Source organism: Kitasatospora sp. NPDC096147, from assembly GCF_044763225.1.
In the GTDB taxonomy this organism is placed as follows: Bacteria; Actinomycetota; Actinomycetes; order Streptomycetales; family Streptomycetaceae; genus Kitasatospora.
Genome location: NZ_JBIWFX010000010.1, coordinates 1 through 13,209, shown reverse-complemented (window position 1 = coordinate 13,209; position 13,209 = coordinate 1). Strand labels below are relative to the sequence as shown.

The 13,209-nt window shown below is 72.9% G+C and carries 12 protein-coding genes and 1 rRNA gene; 10 read left to right on the top strand and 3 right to left on the bottom strand.

All coding sequences use genetic code 11. The annotated features are described in order from the left end of the window. Positions 1 to 172 precede the first annotated feature (172 nt). Together ACIRBX_RS27175 and ACIRBX_RS27170 are read left to right on the top strand one after the other, a co-directional pair. Entirely contained in the window at positions 173 to 1,246 is a 1,074-nt protein-coding gene (locus ACIRBX_RS27175; RefSeq protein ID WP_402300780.1) for a GAF domain-containing sensor histidine kinase, read from the top strand. Beyond that, positions 1,239 to 1,886 (top strand): response regulator, encoded by a 648-nt coding sequence (locus ACIRBX_RS27170; RefSeq protein WP_402300397.1) that lies wholly within the window; start codon positions 1,239 to 1,241, stop codon positions 1,884 to 1,886. Before ACIRBX_RS27175 ends, ACIRBX_RS27170 begins: the two co-directional genes overlap by 8 nt. A 69-nt stretch (positions 1,887 to 1,955) precedes the next feature. Here ACIRBX_RS27170 and ACIRBX_RS27165 read toward each other — a convergent pair whose 3' ends face one another. Beyond that, on the bottom strand, positions 1,956 to 3,716 hold the full coding sequence (locus ACIRBX_RS27165; protein ID WP_402300394.1) for a glycosyl hydrolase family 28-related protein: 1,761 nt from the start codon (positions 3,714 to 3,716) through the stop codon (positions 1,956 to 1,958). A gap of 76 nt (positions 3,717 to 3,792) precedes the next feature. Beyond that, a complete protein-coding gene (locus tag ACIRBX_RS27160) occupies positions 3,793 to 4,605 on the bottom strand; it encodes a hypothetical protein (protein ID WP_402300392.1) in 813 nt (270 codons plus the stop codon). A 122-nt stretch (positions 4,606 to 4,727) separates the two neighbouring features. Between ACIRBX_RS27160 and ACIRBX_RS27155 the strand changes: the two genes are divergently transcribed. The 6 genes from ACIRBX_RS27155 (at position 4,728) to ACIRBX_RS27130 (ending at position 10,300) form a co-directional block, all read left to right on the top strand. Continuing rightward, a complete protein-coding gene (locus ACIRBX_RS27155) occupies positions 4,728 to 5,519 on the top strand; it encodes an ABC transporter ATP-binding protein (RefSeq protein ID WP_402300390.1) in 792 nt (263 codons plus the stop codon). A 147-nt stretch (positions 5,520 to 5,666) separates the two neighbouring features. Next, complete coding sequence (locus tag ACIRBX_RS27150; RefSeq protein WP_402300388.1) at positions 5,667 to 6,089, top strand: NfeD family protein; 423 nt, start codon at positions 5,667 to 5,669, stop codon at positions 6,087 to 6,089. Between the two features lie 10 nt (positions 6,090 to 6,099). Beyond that, positions 6,100 to 7,125, top strand: a complete 1,026-nt coding sequence (locus ACIRBX_RS27145) for an SPFH domain-containing protein (protein WP_402300386.1) — start codon at positions 6,100 to 6,102, stop codon at positions 7,123 to 7,125. A 185-nt stretch (positions 7,126 to 7,310) separates the two neighbouring features. After that, positions 7,311 to 8,069 carry a sulfite exporter TauE/SafE family protein gene (locus ACIRBX_RS27140; protein ID WP_402300384.1) on the top strand — a complete coding sequence of 253 codons (759 nt, stop codon included), beginning with the start codon at positions 7,311 to 7,313 and terminating at the stop codon, positions 8,067 to 8,069. A gap of 34 nt (positions 8,070 to 8,103) precedes the next feature. Then, a complete protein-coding gene (locus tag ACIRBX_RS27135) occupies positions 8,104 to 8,400 on the top strand; it encodes a 4a-hydroxytetrahydrobiopterin dehydratase (protein ID WP_402300383.1) in 297 nt (98 codons plus the stop codon). Positions 8,401 to 8,512: 112 nt separating this feature from the next. After that, positions 8,513 to 10,300, top strand: a complete 1,788-nt coding sequence (locus tag ACIRBX_RS27130; RefSeq protein ID WP_402300380.1) for a PQQ-binding-like beta-propeller repeat protein — start codon at positions 8,513 to 8,515, stop codon at positions 10,298 to 10,300. A gap of 227 nt (positions 10,301 to 10,527) precedes the next feature. On the opposite strand, the gene ACIRBX_RS27125 is transcribed toward ACIRBX_RS27130, so the two are convergent. Next, on the bottom strand, positions 10,528 to 11,049 hold the full coding sequence (locus ACIRBX_RS27125; protein ID WP_402300378.1) for an HNH endonuclease: 522 nt from the start codon (positions 11,047 to 11,049) through the stop codon (positions 10,528 to 10,530). Between the two features lie 274 nt (positions 11,050 to 11,323). Between ACIRBX_RS27125 and tyrS the strand changes: the two genes are divergently transcribed. Together tyrS and ACIRBX_RS27115 are read left to right on the top strand one after the other, a co-directional pair. Continuing rightward, entirely contained in the window at positions 11,324 to 12,589 is a 1,266-nt protein-coding gene (gene tyrS / locus ACIRBX_RS27120) for a tyrosine--tRNA ligase (protein WP_402300376.1), read from the top strand. Between the two features lie 529 nt (positions 12,590 to 13,118). After that, a 16S ribosomal RNA gene (locus tag ACIRBX_RS27115) occupies positions 13,119 to 13,209 on the top strand; the annotation flags it as partial.

Sequence of the window (13,209 nt, the reverse complement as noted above, 5' to 3'; positions counted from 1 at the left end):
GGGACCATCGACCTACACCCGATGCCTCATGCCCACCCCCCGGTCCCGGCGGTAGCGTGGCCCCATGCCGGAACCGTCCGTCCAGTCACCGTGTGACCAGCAGCCCTGCGACCAGCCCGCCTGCGACCCGAGCCTCAGCGGCATCGAGGCGGTCAGCAGCGCCGTGCTGGCGATGAGCCGTCACCTGGAGGTCCGCGAGGTGCTGCGGCGGATCACCGCCGAGGCCCGCACCCTGCTGGGCGCCGAGTACGCCGCCCTCGGGGTGCCGGACGACCACGGCGGCTTCGCCCAGTTCGTGGTGGACGGGGTCAGCGACGAGCAGTGGAAGGCGATCGGCCCGCTGCCCCGCCAGCACGGCGTGCTCGCCGCGATGCTGCACCGGATGGACCCGACCCGGCTGGACGACGTCCGGCACGCCCCCGACTTCGAGGGCTGGCCGAGCGCCCACCCCGACATGAAGGACTTCCTCGGCGTCCCGATCGTGGACGGCACCGAGATCCTGGGTGCCGTCTTCCTGGCCAACAAGGACGGTGGCTTCACGGCCCACGACGAGGAGCTGCTGCGCATCCTGGCCGCACACGCCGCTATCGCGCTGGGCAACGCCCGGCTCTACGAGCGCAGCCGCGAGCTCACCCTGGCCGGTGAGCGGGCCCGGATCGCCCACGACCTGCACGACGCCGTCTCGCAGAAGCTGTTCTCGCTCCGGCTGACCGCCAAGGCCGCCGCCAAGCTGGTCGACCGCGACCCGGCCCGGGCCCGCGCCGAGCTGGCCGAGGTGGCCCGGCTGGCCGCCGAGGCGGCCGACGAACTGCGCACCGTGGTGGTCGAGTTGCGCCCCGCCGCCCTGGACGAGGACGGCCTGGTGCCGACCCTGGCCTCCCAGGTCCAGGTGCTCGACCGGGCGCACACCGCCGCCGTCCGGTTCACCGCCGACGGGGTCCGGGCACTGCCCCCGGCCCAGGAGGCCGCGCTGCTCCGGGTGGCCCAGGAGGCCCTGCACAACGCGCTGCGCCACTCCGGCGCCGGGGCGGTCGAGGTCACCCTCACCGGCACGCCCGGTCGGGGCGCCCGGCTGCGAGTGGCCGACGACGGCAAGGGCTTCGACCCGGACGCCGTCCGCCGGGCCGGCCGCCACCTCGGCCTGGTCTCCATGCGGGACCGGGCGGCGGCCGTCGGCGGCACGCTGTCGCTGGAATCCGCCCCCGGCCGGGGCACCGTCATCGAGCTGGAGGTCCCCGGTGCCTGACACCACGTCACCGATCCGCGTGCTGCTGGTGGACGACCACCAGGTGGTCCGGCGCGGCCTGCGCACCTTCCTGGAGGTGCAGGACGACATCGAGGTGGTCGGCGAGGCCGCCGACGGCGCCGAGGGGGTGGAGCGGATCCTCGCGCTCGCCCCCGACGTGGTGCTGATGGACCTCAAGATGCCCAAGGTGGACGGCATCGAGGCGCTGAAGCTGCTCCGCGAGGGCGGCTCCACCGCCAAGGTGCTGATCGTCACCAGCTTCACCGAGCAGCGCACCATGGTGCCCGCGCTGCGGGCCGGGGCCTGCGGCTACGTCTACAAGGACGTGGACCCGGAGGCACTGGCCGGCGCGATCCGCTCGGTGCACGCCGGCCACGTCCTGCTCCAGCCGGAGCTGGCCACCGCCCTGCTCTCCGACGACACCCCGCGCGCCCCGCAGGGCCGGGGCGGCAGCCTGACCGACCGCGAGCGCGAGGTGCTCTCGCACATCGCGGACGGCCGCTCCAACCGCGAGATCGCCCGGGCGCTGCACCTCTCCGAGAAGACTGTGAAGACCCACGTGAGCAACATCCTGATGAAGCTCGACCTGGCCGACCGCACCCAGGCCGCCCTCTGGGCGGTCCGGAACGCGGCCGGCTGACCTGGCGTCAGGTCGATCGTCAGGCAGGTCGTCAGGTCCGGTCGTCAGGTCCGGGCGTCAGGTAGGTCGTCAGGCCGGCTCGACCACCAGCCAGGCCACCACCGAGGCGTCCCCGGCCGTGCCGCGCACCCCGAACGACACCCCGGCGGTCCGCGCCGCGACGTACGCCACCCCCGGGGTCGCGCTGGTGCCGGCCACCGACTGGGCGGTCAGGAAGACCCGGCTGCGCGCCGTCACGGCGGTGGTCGGCACCGTCACCTCGGCCGTCCCGTTCAGCGTCAGCGTGCCCATCCGGGCGCTGCCGCCGCCCTCGCCCACCCGCAGGCCCTGACCCACGCTCAGCGCCTGGTCGGTGCGGAGCACCCCGGGCCCGCCGCGCTGGAGCACGGTGTCGGCCGCCCCGGCCCCGTCGCTCCACTCCATCCGGCCGGAGACGCCGAGCGCGAAGCGGCTCCGGGCCTCGCCGGCCACCGCGGCCTTGAGGACGTTGCTCGCGGCGGTGCCGGTCTGCAGCCGGACCAGTGGCTGGTTCACGTTGGAGCCGCTGTTGTCGAGCGCCAGCGCCGTCCGGTCGTCCTGCGCCACCGCGACCCCGTAGGCGGCGCTGGCGCCCCAGCGGTTGCGGTCCGCGCTCACCGGCGCGGAGGTCGGGCCGGTGGCCAGGCCGAGGCCCGGGTCGATCCGCAGCAGCGCGTTCCCGCCGCCGTCCAGCACCGGGGCCTCGGCGGCCTGCAGGTAGCCGCCGGAGACCGAGACGAAGGAGGAGCCCTTCACCGACAGGCCGTACTGCGGGGAGGAGGTGCCCGCGCCGCCGTCGTCGGTGCCGGGGAAGACCGCGAGGCCGGTGACCACCACCGGCAGGGTGCTGCCGGTCACCTGCAGCCCGGCGTACCCGCCGCTCCCGCCACCGCCGTTGCGGCCGTCCCGACGGAGCATCAGGCCGTTGAAGGCCAGCGGTCCGGTGCCGGTGGCCGTCACCAGGACGCCGCTGCGCGCGTTCCGGTCGGTGGACAGGGCGGTGGCGGAGCAGCCGCCGGCCCCGTTCCCGGTGGTCCAGGCGCCGGTGAACTCGAAGCCGTGCATGCCGTTCCACTCCGCCCGGCAGCTGACGAAGTGCGAGTTGGCGGCGTTGTTGACGTAGAAGCCGCTCTTGCCGCAGCCGATCGCCTCCAGGTCGATCCAGGTGCAGTCGGTCATCGAGAGGTTGAAGCCGAAGCCGCCGCAGGCGTTCGCCACCACCCGGGTGCCGCGCCAGCTGTAGGCGATGCCGGAGGGGTTGTAGGCGGCGGTGACGCCGTTGCCGCCGACCTTGAAGACCGCCACGTCCTGGAGCACCACGCCGTGCACGTAGCCGTCCGCGCGGATGCCCGCCACGGTGTTCCCGGCCGGCAGCCGCGAGCCGTCCACGGTCAGCTCGGTGAGGCGCTGCTCGTTGCTCAGCACCGGGTAGCCGCCGGTGGCCTGGTCGACGAACCGGATCACCGCCGGGCCGGTGAATGAGGCCAGCGGCCGGATCGCGCTGGCGAGCAGGTCGAGGTGGGTGCCGTGGCTGCCGCGCAGCGTCACGCCGGGCGGCACCACCAGCGGCACCGAGGTGGCGTAGACGCCGGGCGGCAGCAGCACCACCCCGCCGACCGGGCAGGCGGCCAGCGCCGCGTTGATCCGGTCGGCGTCGTCGGTGGTGCCGTCACCGGCCGCGCCGTGGTCGGCCTTCACGTCGATCCACGGTGCGGCTCCGGCCGCGGCCGCAACGGCCGGCGGGGCGGCGGCCAGGCCGGCCGCGCCGGCTCCGGCCGCCGCGAACAGGAGCGTGCGTCGGGTCGTGCGCATGGAGGTCCCCCCGGAGGTGAGTGGTGGTCGCCGGGAGTCTGCCACGCGGACCTGACGTGGTGTCAGCGCTTCCGGCTCAGCCGCGCTCGTCCACCAGCGCGTTGTACGCCGCTGCCTTGGCCCGTCGGGTGGTGCGGCCCAGCGGGGCCAGCACCTCCCGGCGGGCGGCCATCTCGGTGGCGGAGACGGCCGCGCCGTCGCCGTGCCCGAGGGCGATCCAGAGCAGTGCGGAGATCTGCCGGGCGGACTCCAGCACCCGGACCGCCCGGGGCGGGTAGCCCGGCGCCAGCAGCTCGGTATGGCCCCGGCGGCGCCACTGGTCCAGCGCGCGCAGCGCCTGCGGGCCGGCGCCCGCCACGTCGAGCTTGGTCAGCATCAGGGTGGTCTCGCGCAGCCCGTCGGCCAGCTCCCGCTCCGCCTCGTCCAGGGAGGGCACGTCGGCGGGCGGGGCGTCGTTCACCGCCGAGCAGCGCCAGAGCACCCGGACCCCCTGGTCACCGGCCGGGCCGTAGACCTCCACCTCGGGGACGAAGCCGATCGGCAGCCCGACCGCGAGCACCGCCTCGCCGGCCACCATCGCGGCGTCGTTGAACCCGGCCGGGCCGGTCAGCCCGAGCGGATGGCCGGAGACCGGCAGGGCCAGCCGCAGCCCGGTCGCCCCGAGCACCCGGAGCCGGCCCAGGGCCCAGGTCAGCCCGTGCAGCTCGCCGTCGGCGTCGCCGGGCAGGCCGGTCACCCGGTGGCTGTCGTCGGCCCCGGCCACGGCGGTGGCCGCGTGGTCGGGGGAGGTGTGACCGGTCAGCAGCGCGTTGCCCCACGCTGCCAGGCGCCCGGAGCGCGGCTCTTCGTACGGATTGTCGGCCGGATTGTCGGCGGCGAAGGCAGGCATCGGGCCAGCCTACGGAAAGTGCGGCCACCCGCGTGGCGTAGGTTTGGACAGCAATCCCGAGGGCCCGGCGCCCGGGGCCCTCGGACACCGCCGATTTTTCTTGCTTTGGGGAAGGCGTAGGCATGAGCGACGTGCTGGAACTGGTGGACGTATCCGTGGTCCGGGAGGGTCGCGCGCTGGTCGATCAGGTGTCCTGGTCCATCGCCGAGGGCGAGCGCTGGGTCATCCTCGGCCCGAACGGAGCGGGCAAGACCACCCTCCTCCAGGTCGCCTCCACCTACCTGCACCCCACCGCCGGCTCGGCCGCCGTGCTCGGCGAGAAGCTCGGCGAGGTCGACGTCTTCGAGCTGCGCGCCCGGATCGGCCTGGCCTCCGCCTCGCTGCTGGACAAGCTCCCGCCGCAGCAGACCGTGCTGCAGACCGTGCTCACCGCCGCCTACGGCATGACCGCCACCTGGAACGAGCAGTACGAGCACACCGACTCGTACCGGGCCCTTGCCCTGCTCGACCGCCTCGGCATGTCGGCCCTGGTCGAGCGGAAGTTCGGCACCCTCTCCGAGGGCGAGCGCAAGCGCACCATGATCGCCCGCGCCCTGATGACCGACCCCGAGCTGCTGCTGCTGGACGAGCCGGCCGCCGGCCTGGACCTCGGCGGCCGGGAGGACCTGATCCGCCGTCTGGGCGCGCTGGCCCAGGACGAGTACGCCCCGGCGATGGCGATGGTCACCCACCACGTGGAGGAGATCGTCCCCGGCTTCACCCACGTGCTGATGATCCGTCAGGGCAAGGTGCTCACCGCCGGCCCGATCGACACCGAGCTGACCGCCCGCAACCTCTCGCGCTGCTTCGGCCTGCCGCTCACCCTGGAGCGCCACGGCGACCGCTGGGCCGCGCAGGGCCTCCCGCTGGGCTGAACCCGTCCGGCTGAACGCCGCTGCACGGGGCGCTGAACGCACGGAACACGGACCGAATCGGAGCCGGTCGCACAAGCGGCCGGTTTCCGCCCGTCCACCTGCGGGAACTTTCCGCCGGGAGAGACCTCACCTCCCTAGGATGGACCCGTGGACAGCTGGATCTGGTGGCTCCTGGCCGCCGTCGGACTTTGCATACCGCTGGTGCTCACCGCCATGCCGGAGTTCGCCATGTTCGCCGTCGGCGCCGGAGCGGCGGCCGGGGCGGCGGCGCTCGGGGTGGGGTTGCCCGGGCAGGTCCTGATCTTCGTGGGGGCCTCGGTCGCCCAACTGGTGTTCGTCCGGCCCATCGTGCAGCGGCAGTTGAAGAAGGAGCCGCAGCTGCGGACGGGCATCGAGGCGCTCACCGGGGCCACCGCCATCGTGCAGGAGCAGGTCGACGGGCAGGGCGGGCGGATCAAGCTGAACGGCGAGATCTGGTCGGCCCGTGCCCTGCACCCCGGCAGCGTCTACGAGCCGGGCCAGCAGGTCGACGTCGTCGAAATCCAGGGCGCCACCGCCCTGGTCGTCTAGGGGAGAACGCGTGGAACCCGTCCTGATCGTCCTGATCGTCCTGGTCGTGGTGGCCTTCATCGCACTGATCAAGACGATCCAGGTGATCCCGCAGGCCAGCGCCGCGATCGTGGAGCGCTTCGGCCGCTACACCCGCACGCTGAACGCCGGTCTGAACATCGTCGTCCCGTTCATCGACCGGGTCCGGAACCGGATCGACCTGCGCGAGCAGGTCGTGCCCTTCCCGCCCCAGCCGGTGATCACCCAGGACAACCTGGTGGTGAACATCGACACGGTGATCTACTACCAGGTCACCGACGCCCGGGCCGCCACCTACGAGGTGGCCAGCTACATCCAGGCGATCGAGCAGCTCACCGTCACCACGCTGCGCAACATCATCGGCTCGATGGACCTGGAGTCCACCCTGACGTCCCGTGAGGTGATCAACGCGGGGCTGCGCGGCGTCCTCGACGAGGCCACCGGCAAGTGGGGCATCCGGGTCAACCGGGTCGAGCTCAAGGCGATCGAGCCGCCGACCTCCATCCAGGACTCGATGGAGAAGCAGATGCGCGCCGACCGCGACAAGCGCGCCGCGATCCTCACCGCCGAGGGCGCCCGGCAGGCCGCCATCCTCCGGGCCGAGGGTGACAAGCAGGCCGAGGTGCTCAAGGCCGAGGGTGAGGCGCAGGCCGCCGTGCTCCGCGCCGACGGTGAGGCCGCCGCGATCCGGACCGTCTTCGAGGCGATCCACGACGGCGACGCCGACCAGAAGCTGCTCGCCTACCAGTACCTGCAGACCCTGCCCGAGCTGGCCAAGGGCGACTCCAACAAGCTGTGGATCATCCCGAGCGAGGTCGGCGACGCGCTCAAGGGCCTCGGCGGCGCCTTCACCGGCCTGACCGGTGGGACCAACCCCGCCCCGGCCGCCGCCCAGGTGCCGGTCGACCGCCCGTCCGTCCCGCCGGCCGGCGGCCCGCGCCCGGTCGACATCGACAAGGGCACGGCGCGCCCCCGGGTGGAGCCCAGCCGCGAGTACCCCAAGCTCGACCCCGAGTAGGACCCGAACAGTTCGCGGCACGCCGACGGGCCCGTTCCCCCCACCGGGGGAGCGGGCCCGTTCGCGTACCGGACGCCCCTGGCCGCCGGTGCCCGCCCTGATGCATGATCAGCGGACGAATCGTCCGGACGTCCGGCTGCGAGCACCTCACGGGCCGTGGACCGGACCAGGGAGGGGTACACGCAATGACGCTCTGGGAGGACCTCGCGGTCCTGCTCGCCGGGGTCGCCGCCGGGACCATCAACACCGTGGTCGGCTCCGGCACCCTGATCACCTTCCCGGTGCTGCTCGCCTTCGGCGTGCCACCGGTCACCGCCAACGTCTCCAACACCATCGGCCTGGTGCCCGGTAGCCTCAGCGGTGCCATCGGCTACCGGGAGGAACTCAAGGGCACCGGCGGCCAGTTGGCCCGGCTCGGCACCGCCTCGCTGCTCGGCGGCCTGCTCGGCGCCTGGCTGCTGATCCGGCTGCCCGGCTCCGCGTTCGACGCCATCGTGCCGGCGCTCATCCTGCTCGCCCTGGTGCTGGTGGTGATCCAGCCACGGGTGGCCCGCGCGATGGCCGCCCGGAACCGGGACGGCGCACCGCGCGGCATCGGCCCGGTCCTGCTCACCGGCGTCTTCCTGGCCGGCGTCTACGGCGGCTACTTCGGCGCCGCCCAGGGCGTCCTGCTGATCGCCCTGCTCGGCATGCTGCTCCAGGACCCGATGCAGCGGCTGAACGGCATCAAGAACGTGCTCGCCCTGATCGTCAACGGCGTGGCGGCGGTCTTCTTCGTCTTCACCTCGGTGATCGACTGGTGGGTGGTCGCCCTGATCGCGGTCGGCTCCGCCGCCGGCGGCCAGCTCGGCGCCAAGGTCGGCCGCCGGCTCTCGCCGCTCGCCCTGCGCTGCCTGATCGTGGCCGTCGGCCTGGTCGCGGTGACCCGGATGCTGCTCACCTGATCCGACCGGGCCGCCGCGCCCGTAGCCTGACGGCATGACCGATCGCACCCTGCTGACCGAGGCCCAGCTCTCCGACGGCCTGGCCGCCCTCCCGGACTGGACCCGGGAGGGCGTCAGCATCGTCCGCACCGCCGAGACCGCGAGCTTCCCGACCGCCATCGCGGCGGTGGACCGGGTCGCCGTGGACGCCGAGGAGCTCGACCACCACCCCGACATCGACATCCGCTGGCGGACCCTGCGCTTCGTCCTCTCCACCCACAGCGCGGGCGGCCTGACCGGGCTCGACCTCGCCATGGCGGCCCGCATCGACCAGGCGCTGCGCGCCCTCTGACACCCCGTCGCACGCCTCCCCTATGCCCGGATACGTGCCGGTTCCGGGCGGGATGCCCCCGGGGGCGTGAGATGCTGGCCCCCGCACCACGCACGTCGGACGGACGGATCGCATGGCCCAGGACTACTCCGGCACCGCCGGGCAGGACCCGGTCGGCTACGACTACCAGCCGGGCTGGTACCCGACCCAGGAGCAGCAGCAGTACCGCCCGCAGGAGGCGTACGCGGGCCAGCCGTACTACGACCCCTCGCCGTACGCGCCGACGGACCATCAGGCGTCGCCGCCCTACGGGGAGGCGCCGGCCTTCGAGCCGACCCCGATGTTCGAGCCGACCCCGGCCTTCGAGCCCGAACCGGTCGTCACCCCGGACATCCCGGCGGCTGCCGCCGCCCTCCCCGCCCAGGGGCGGCGAGCGGCCCGTGCCGCCGCGAAGGAGGGCAAGGGGGCCCGGACTGGCAAGGACGGCAAGTCCGGCAAGGACGGCAGGTCCGGCAAGGCGTCCGAGCCCTCCGGAGCCTCCTCCGGCCCGGCCGGTTCACCCGTCGACCGCGCCCGGTCGTTCCTCGCCGGAGCCCTCTCCGGCGAGCACGCACCCGGCAAGCGCGCCCTGATGATCCGCACCGGCGCGGGCGTCGCCGCCCTCGGCGTGCTGATCGCCGCGGCGCTGACCGTCACCGGTGACCAGGAGGACGAGGCCACCGCCGCCGGTCCGGCCGCCGCTGCCCCCAAGACCTTCAACGTCGCGCACACCAAGACCTGGACCGCCCAGCCCGTCGCCGCCCCGCCCGCCGGAGCCGACGACACCCTGCTCGGCAGCTGGATCACCGCCGACACCCTGGTCCGCGCCGACTCCACCGGCGTGCACGCCTACGCGCTCGCCGACGGCAAGCCCGCCTGGACGGTCACCCCGCCCGCCGACGGCGCCGTCCCCTGCGGCCTCTCACCCTCCGTCAACTCCGAGGGCCTGGGCGCCGCCCTGTTCCGCCCCGCCGCCGACCCGAAGAGCCCCTGCTCACTGCTGGCCGCCGTCGACACCAGGACCGGCAAGAACGTCTGGACCAAACCGGTCTCGGACGCCAAGGAGAACTACACCGCGCACGCCTCGGTGCTGGCCGACCGGATCGTGGTGGTCGGCGAGGACCGGGCCGCCGCCTGGGCCGCCGCCGACGGCAAGGACCTCTGGGCGTACGCCGGCCAGGGGCAGTACTGCTCGCTCAGCGGCACCGCCGCCGGCAGCCGGGTGCTGCTGCACAGCACCTGCGCCGACAGCAATCCGGCCGACCAGGCCGTCGCGCTCAACGCCGCCGACGGCAAGGTGCACTGGTGGCGCGGCCTGAACAACCAGCCCAAGACCGTCACCGTGCTCTCCGCCGAACCGGCCGTGCTGCTCACCACCGGCGCGACCCCGGCCGACGACCGGATCTTCGCCTGGGGCGACAGCGGCGACCCGGCCGCCGAGATCCCGGTCACCACCGACGCCGGCCGACTGGAGGCCACCCGGGGCGCGCTCTCGCCGACCCCTTCGGTCTTCTTCCAGGACCAGACCCTGGCCACCACCCTGGTCCCGCCGAACGGCGGCCAGCCGGTGGCGGTCGCCTACGACCTCACCACCGGCAAGCAGCGGTGGCACACCCCGGTCACCGAGAAGGGCAAGACCGCCCCGATCGGCCTGGCCGACGGCGCGCTGCTGCTGGCCACCGACGAGCGGCTCGACCAGCCCGCCCACCTCAGCCGCTACCTGCTCACCAACGGCAGGGCCACGGCCGGCGGCGGCTTCGCCCAGGGCACCGGCTCGCTGCTCACCTCGGGACGGTTGCTGACGGGCGGTGGCAAGGTCGTCGCGGTGCCGGAGCACTCCACGAACTTCGGCCTCGCCACCGCCTTCCAGGCCAAGGGCTGAGCCCCGGCCCGGGAGCCCGGGGGCCGACGGTCCGTCAGCTCCTCCCGGGCATCACTGGCGGGCCGACCAGTCCCCCGACCGGGTCGGCCCGCCAGGGCTCGATGCGTCACTCCTGACGCGTTGTCACTCCGACCGCCACGGCGGGTCGCTCGGCAGGCCGCCCCCGGACGGCCCCGGACGGCGCCGGACGGCGCCGGACGGCGCCGGTCGGCCTTGGTCGGCCCTGGTCAGGCGACCGCCATCGCGGCGGCCGGCAGCCACGGGGCCAGCTCGGCCATGTCCGAGCCGCGCAGCCCGAGCGCCAGCATCAGGGTGGCCTCCGGCGTCGGCTCGAACGGCTGCCGCAGCAGCTTCATCCCCGCCTGCTCCGGCGTCCGGTCGGCCTTCCGCTGGTTGTCCTCCGGGCAGGCCGCCACGGTGTTCATCCAGGAGTCGGCCCCGCCGCGCGACTTCGGCTGCAGGTGGTCCACCGTGGTGGCCCGCCGCCCGCAGTACGCGCACAGGAACTGGTCCCTGGCCAGCACCCCGCGCCGCGACCACGGGGCCCGTTGTCGGAACGGCACCCGTACGTAGCGCTGGAGCCTGATCACCCGGGGCACCGGTACGGACACCCCCGAACCGCGCACCATGCCGAGCGGATGCGCGTGCTCCACCACCGCCTTGTCCTGCAGTACCAGCACCACGGCCCGCTTGAGCGACACCGTCGTCAGCGGTTCGTAGCTCGCGTTCAGCACCAGCGTGTTGCGCACCTCGGGCCACCTCCCTGCGGACCGTGCCCGACGGCACGCCCGTCCAGAACCTGTCCGCCGGTTGGCGGTACTCCACTGTGAACGGCGTGCCCCGCCGCGAACAACGGAATTTCCACGGCTTGGCGAGGGGTTCACCGCCCCGTCACCCGGACGCTGAGGAAACCCGCTGGCCCGGACCGCGTAGGCTCTTGCACGCTGGAGCCGTACCGCCGCCGGGCCCCACCGAACGGACCCGAGGACGCGGCGGACGCCCGACCGAAGGAGAAGCGTGACCGTGACGGACATCGTCGACGAGCTGCGGTGGCGAGGGCTGATCGCCCTGTCCACCGACGAGGACGCACTGCGCAAGGCGTTCGCGGACGGCCCGGTCACCTTCTATTGCGGCTTCGACCCGACGGCCCCCAGCCTGCACCTCGGCAACCTGGTGCAGATCCTGACCATGCGCCGCATCCAGCAGGCCGGCAACCTCCCGCTCGGCCTGGTCGGCGGTGCCACCGGTCTGATCGGCGACCCCAAGCCCACCGCCGAGCGCGTCCTCAACGACCCCGAGACGGTGGCCGCCTGGGTCGAGCGCCTGCGTGGCCAGATCTCGCGCTTCCTCGACTTCGAGGGCGAGTACGCGGCCCGCATGGTCAACAACCTGGACTGGACCTCGGGCATCTCGGCCATCGGCCTGCTGCGCGACATCGGCAAGTACTTCCGGGTCAACAACATGATCGCCAAGGAGGCCGTCTCCCGACGGCTCAACTCCGAGGCCGGCATCTCCTACACCGAGTTCAGCTACCAGGTCCTCCAGGGCATGGACTACCTGGAGCTCAACCGCCGCTACAACTGCACCCTGCAGACCGGCGGCAGCGACCAGTGGGGCAACCTCACCGCCGGCACCGACCTGATCCGCAAGGCCGACGGCAAGTCCGCACACGCCCTGGCCACCCCGCTGATCGTCAAGGCCGACGGCACCAAGTTCGGCAAGACCGAGTCCGGCACCATCTGGCTCGACCCGGAGCTCACCAGCCCGTACGCCTTCTACCAGTTCTGGCTGAACGCGGACGACCGGGACGTGGCCAACTTCCTGCGCATCTTCTCCTTCCGTTCGAAGGAGGAGGTCGAGGAGCTGGAGCGGGAGACCGCCGAGCGTCCGCAGGCCCGCCTCGCCCAGCGCGCCCTGGCCGAGGAGCTCACCACCCTGGTCCACGGCGCCGAGCAGTACGAGCGCGCGGTCGCCGCCTCGAAGGCCCTCTTCGGCCAGGGCACCCTGGCCGACCTGGACCCCGCCACGCTGGCGTCCTCCCTGGCCGAGGTCCCGAAGGCCACGGTCACCGAGCTGCTCCCGCTGGTCGACCTGCTGGTCGAGTCAGGCTTGGCCCCCAGCCGGTCCGGCGCCCGACGCACCATCAAGGAGGGTGGCGCCTACCTCAACAACGAGAAGGTCGCCGACGAGGAGGCCGTCCCGGCCGAGTCCGATCTCCTGCACGGCCGCTGGCTCGTCCTGCGGCGCGGCAAGCGCAACATCGCGGCCATCGAGGTCGCGCCGGCGTGACGTGCGCCGCCTGGCTGAAACCACATGGTGGTTGAGCAGCCACTTCACCACCGAGGGGCCGGATCGAGCCAGATCCGGCCCCTCGTGTTTGACCCGGGCCGGGCGTTGCTCTAACGTAGTCCGAGTTGCCCCGAGGGCCGAGCGGAAACTCCCGAATCGAATTCGAGAGCGGAAAAGCGGCCCGAGAAACTCTGATAGAGTTCGGGAGAGCCGAAAGGCCGAAGCGAAGTCGGAAAGCGAAACTCCGGAAAACGGAGCGGAAAACATCTGATAAGCTGAGAACACGAAAGACAGAACGAAGCGCCCGGAGGGCCTGCCGGAAGGCAGACCGAAGGAAGCCACCGTTCCTTGAGAACTCAACAGCGTGCCAAAAGTCAACGCCAGATATGTTGACATCCCCGGCCGAGCTTGCTCGGTTGGAGATTCCTTTTGAAGTAAAACACTAGCGAGGACGCAGTGCGCAGGGCCACCCTATTCCGGTGGTTGCTGTGCCGCTCAACGCGGGTGGTTGCAGGATGACCTGCAGACATTCACGGAGAGTTTGATCCTGGCTCAGGACGAACGCTGGCGGCGTGCTTAACACATGCAAGTCGAACGGTGAAGCCCTTCGGGGTGGATCA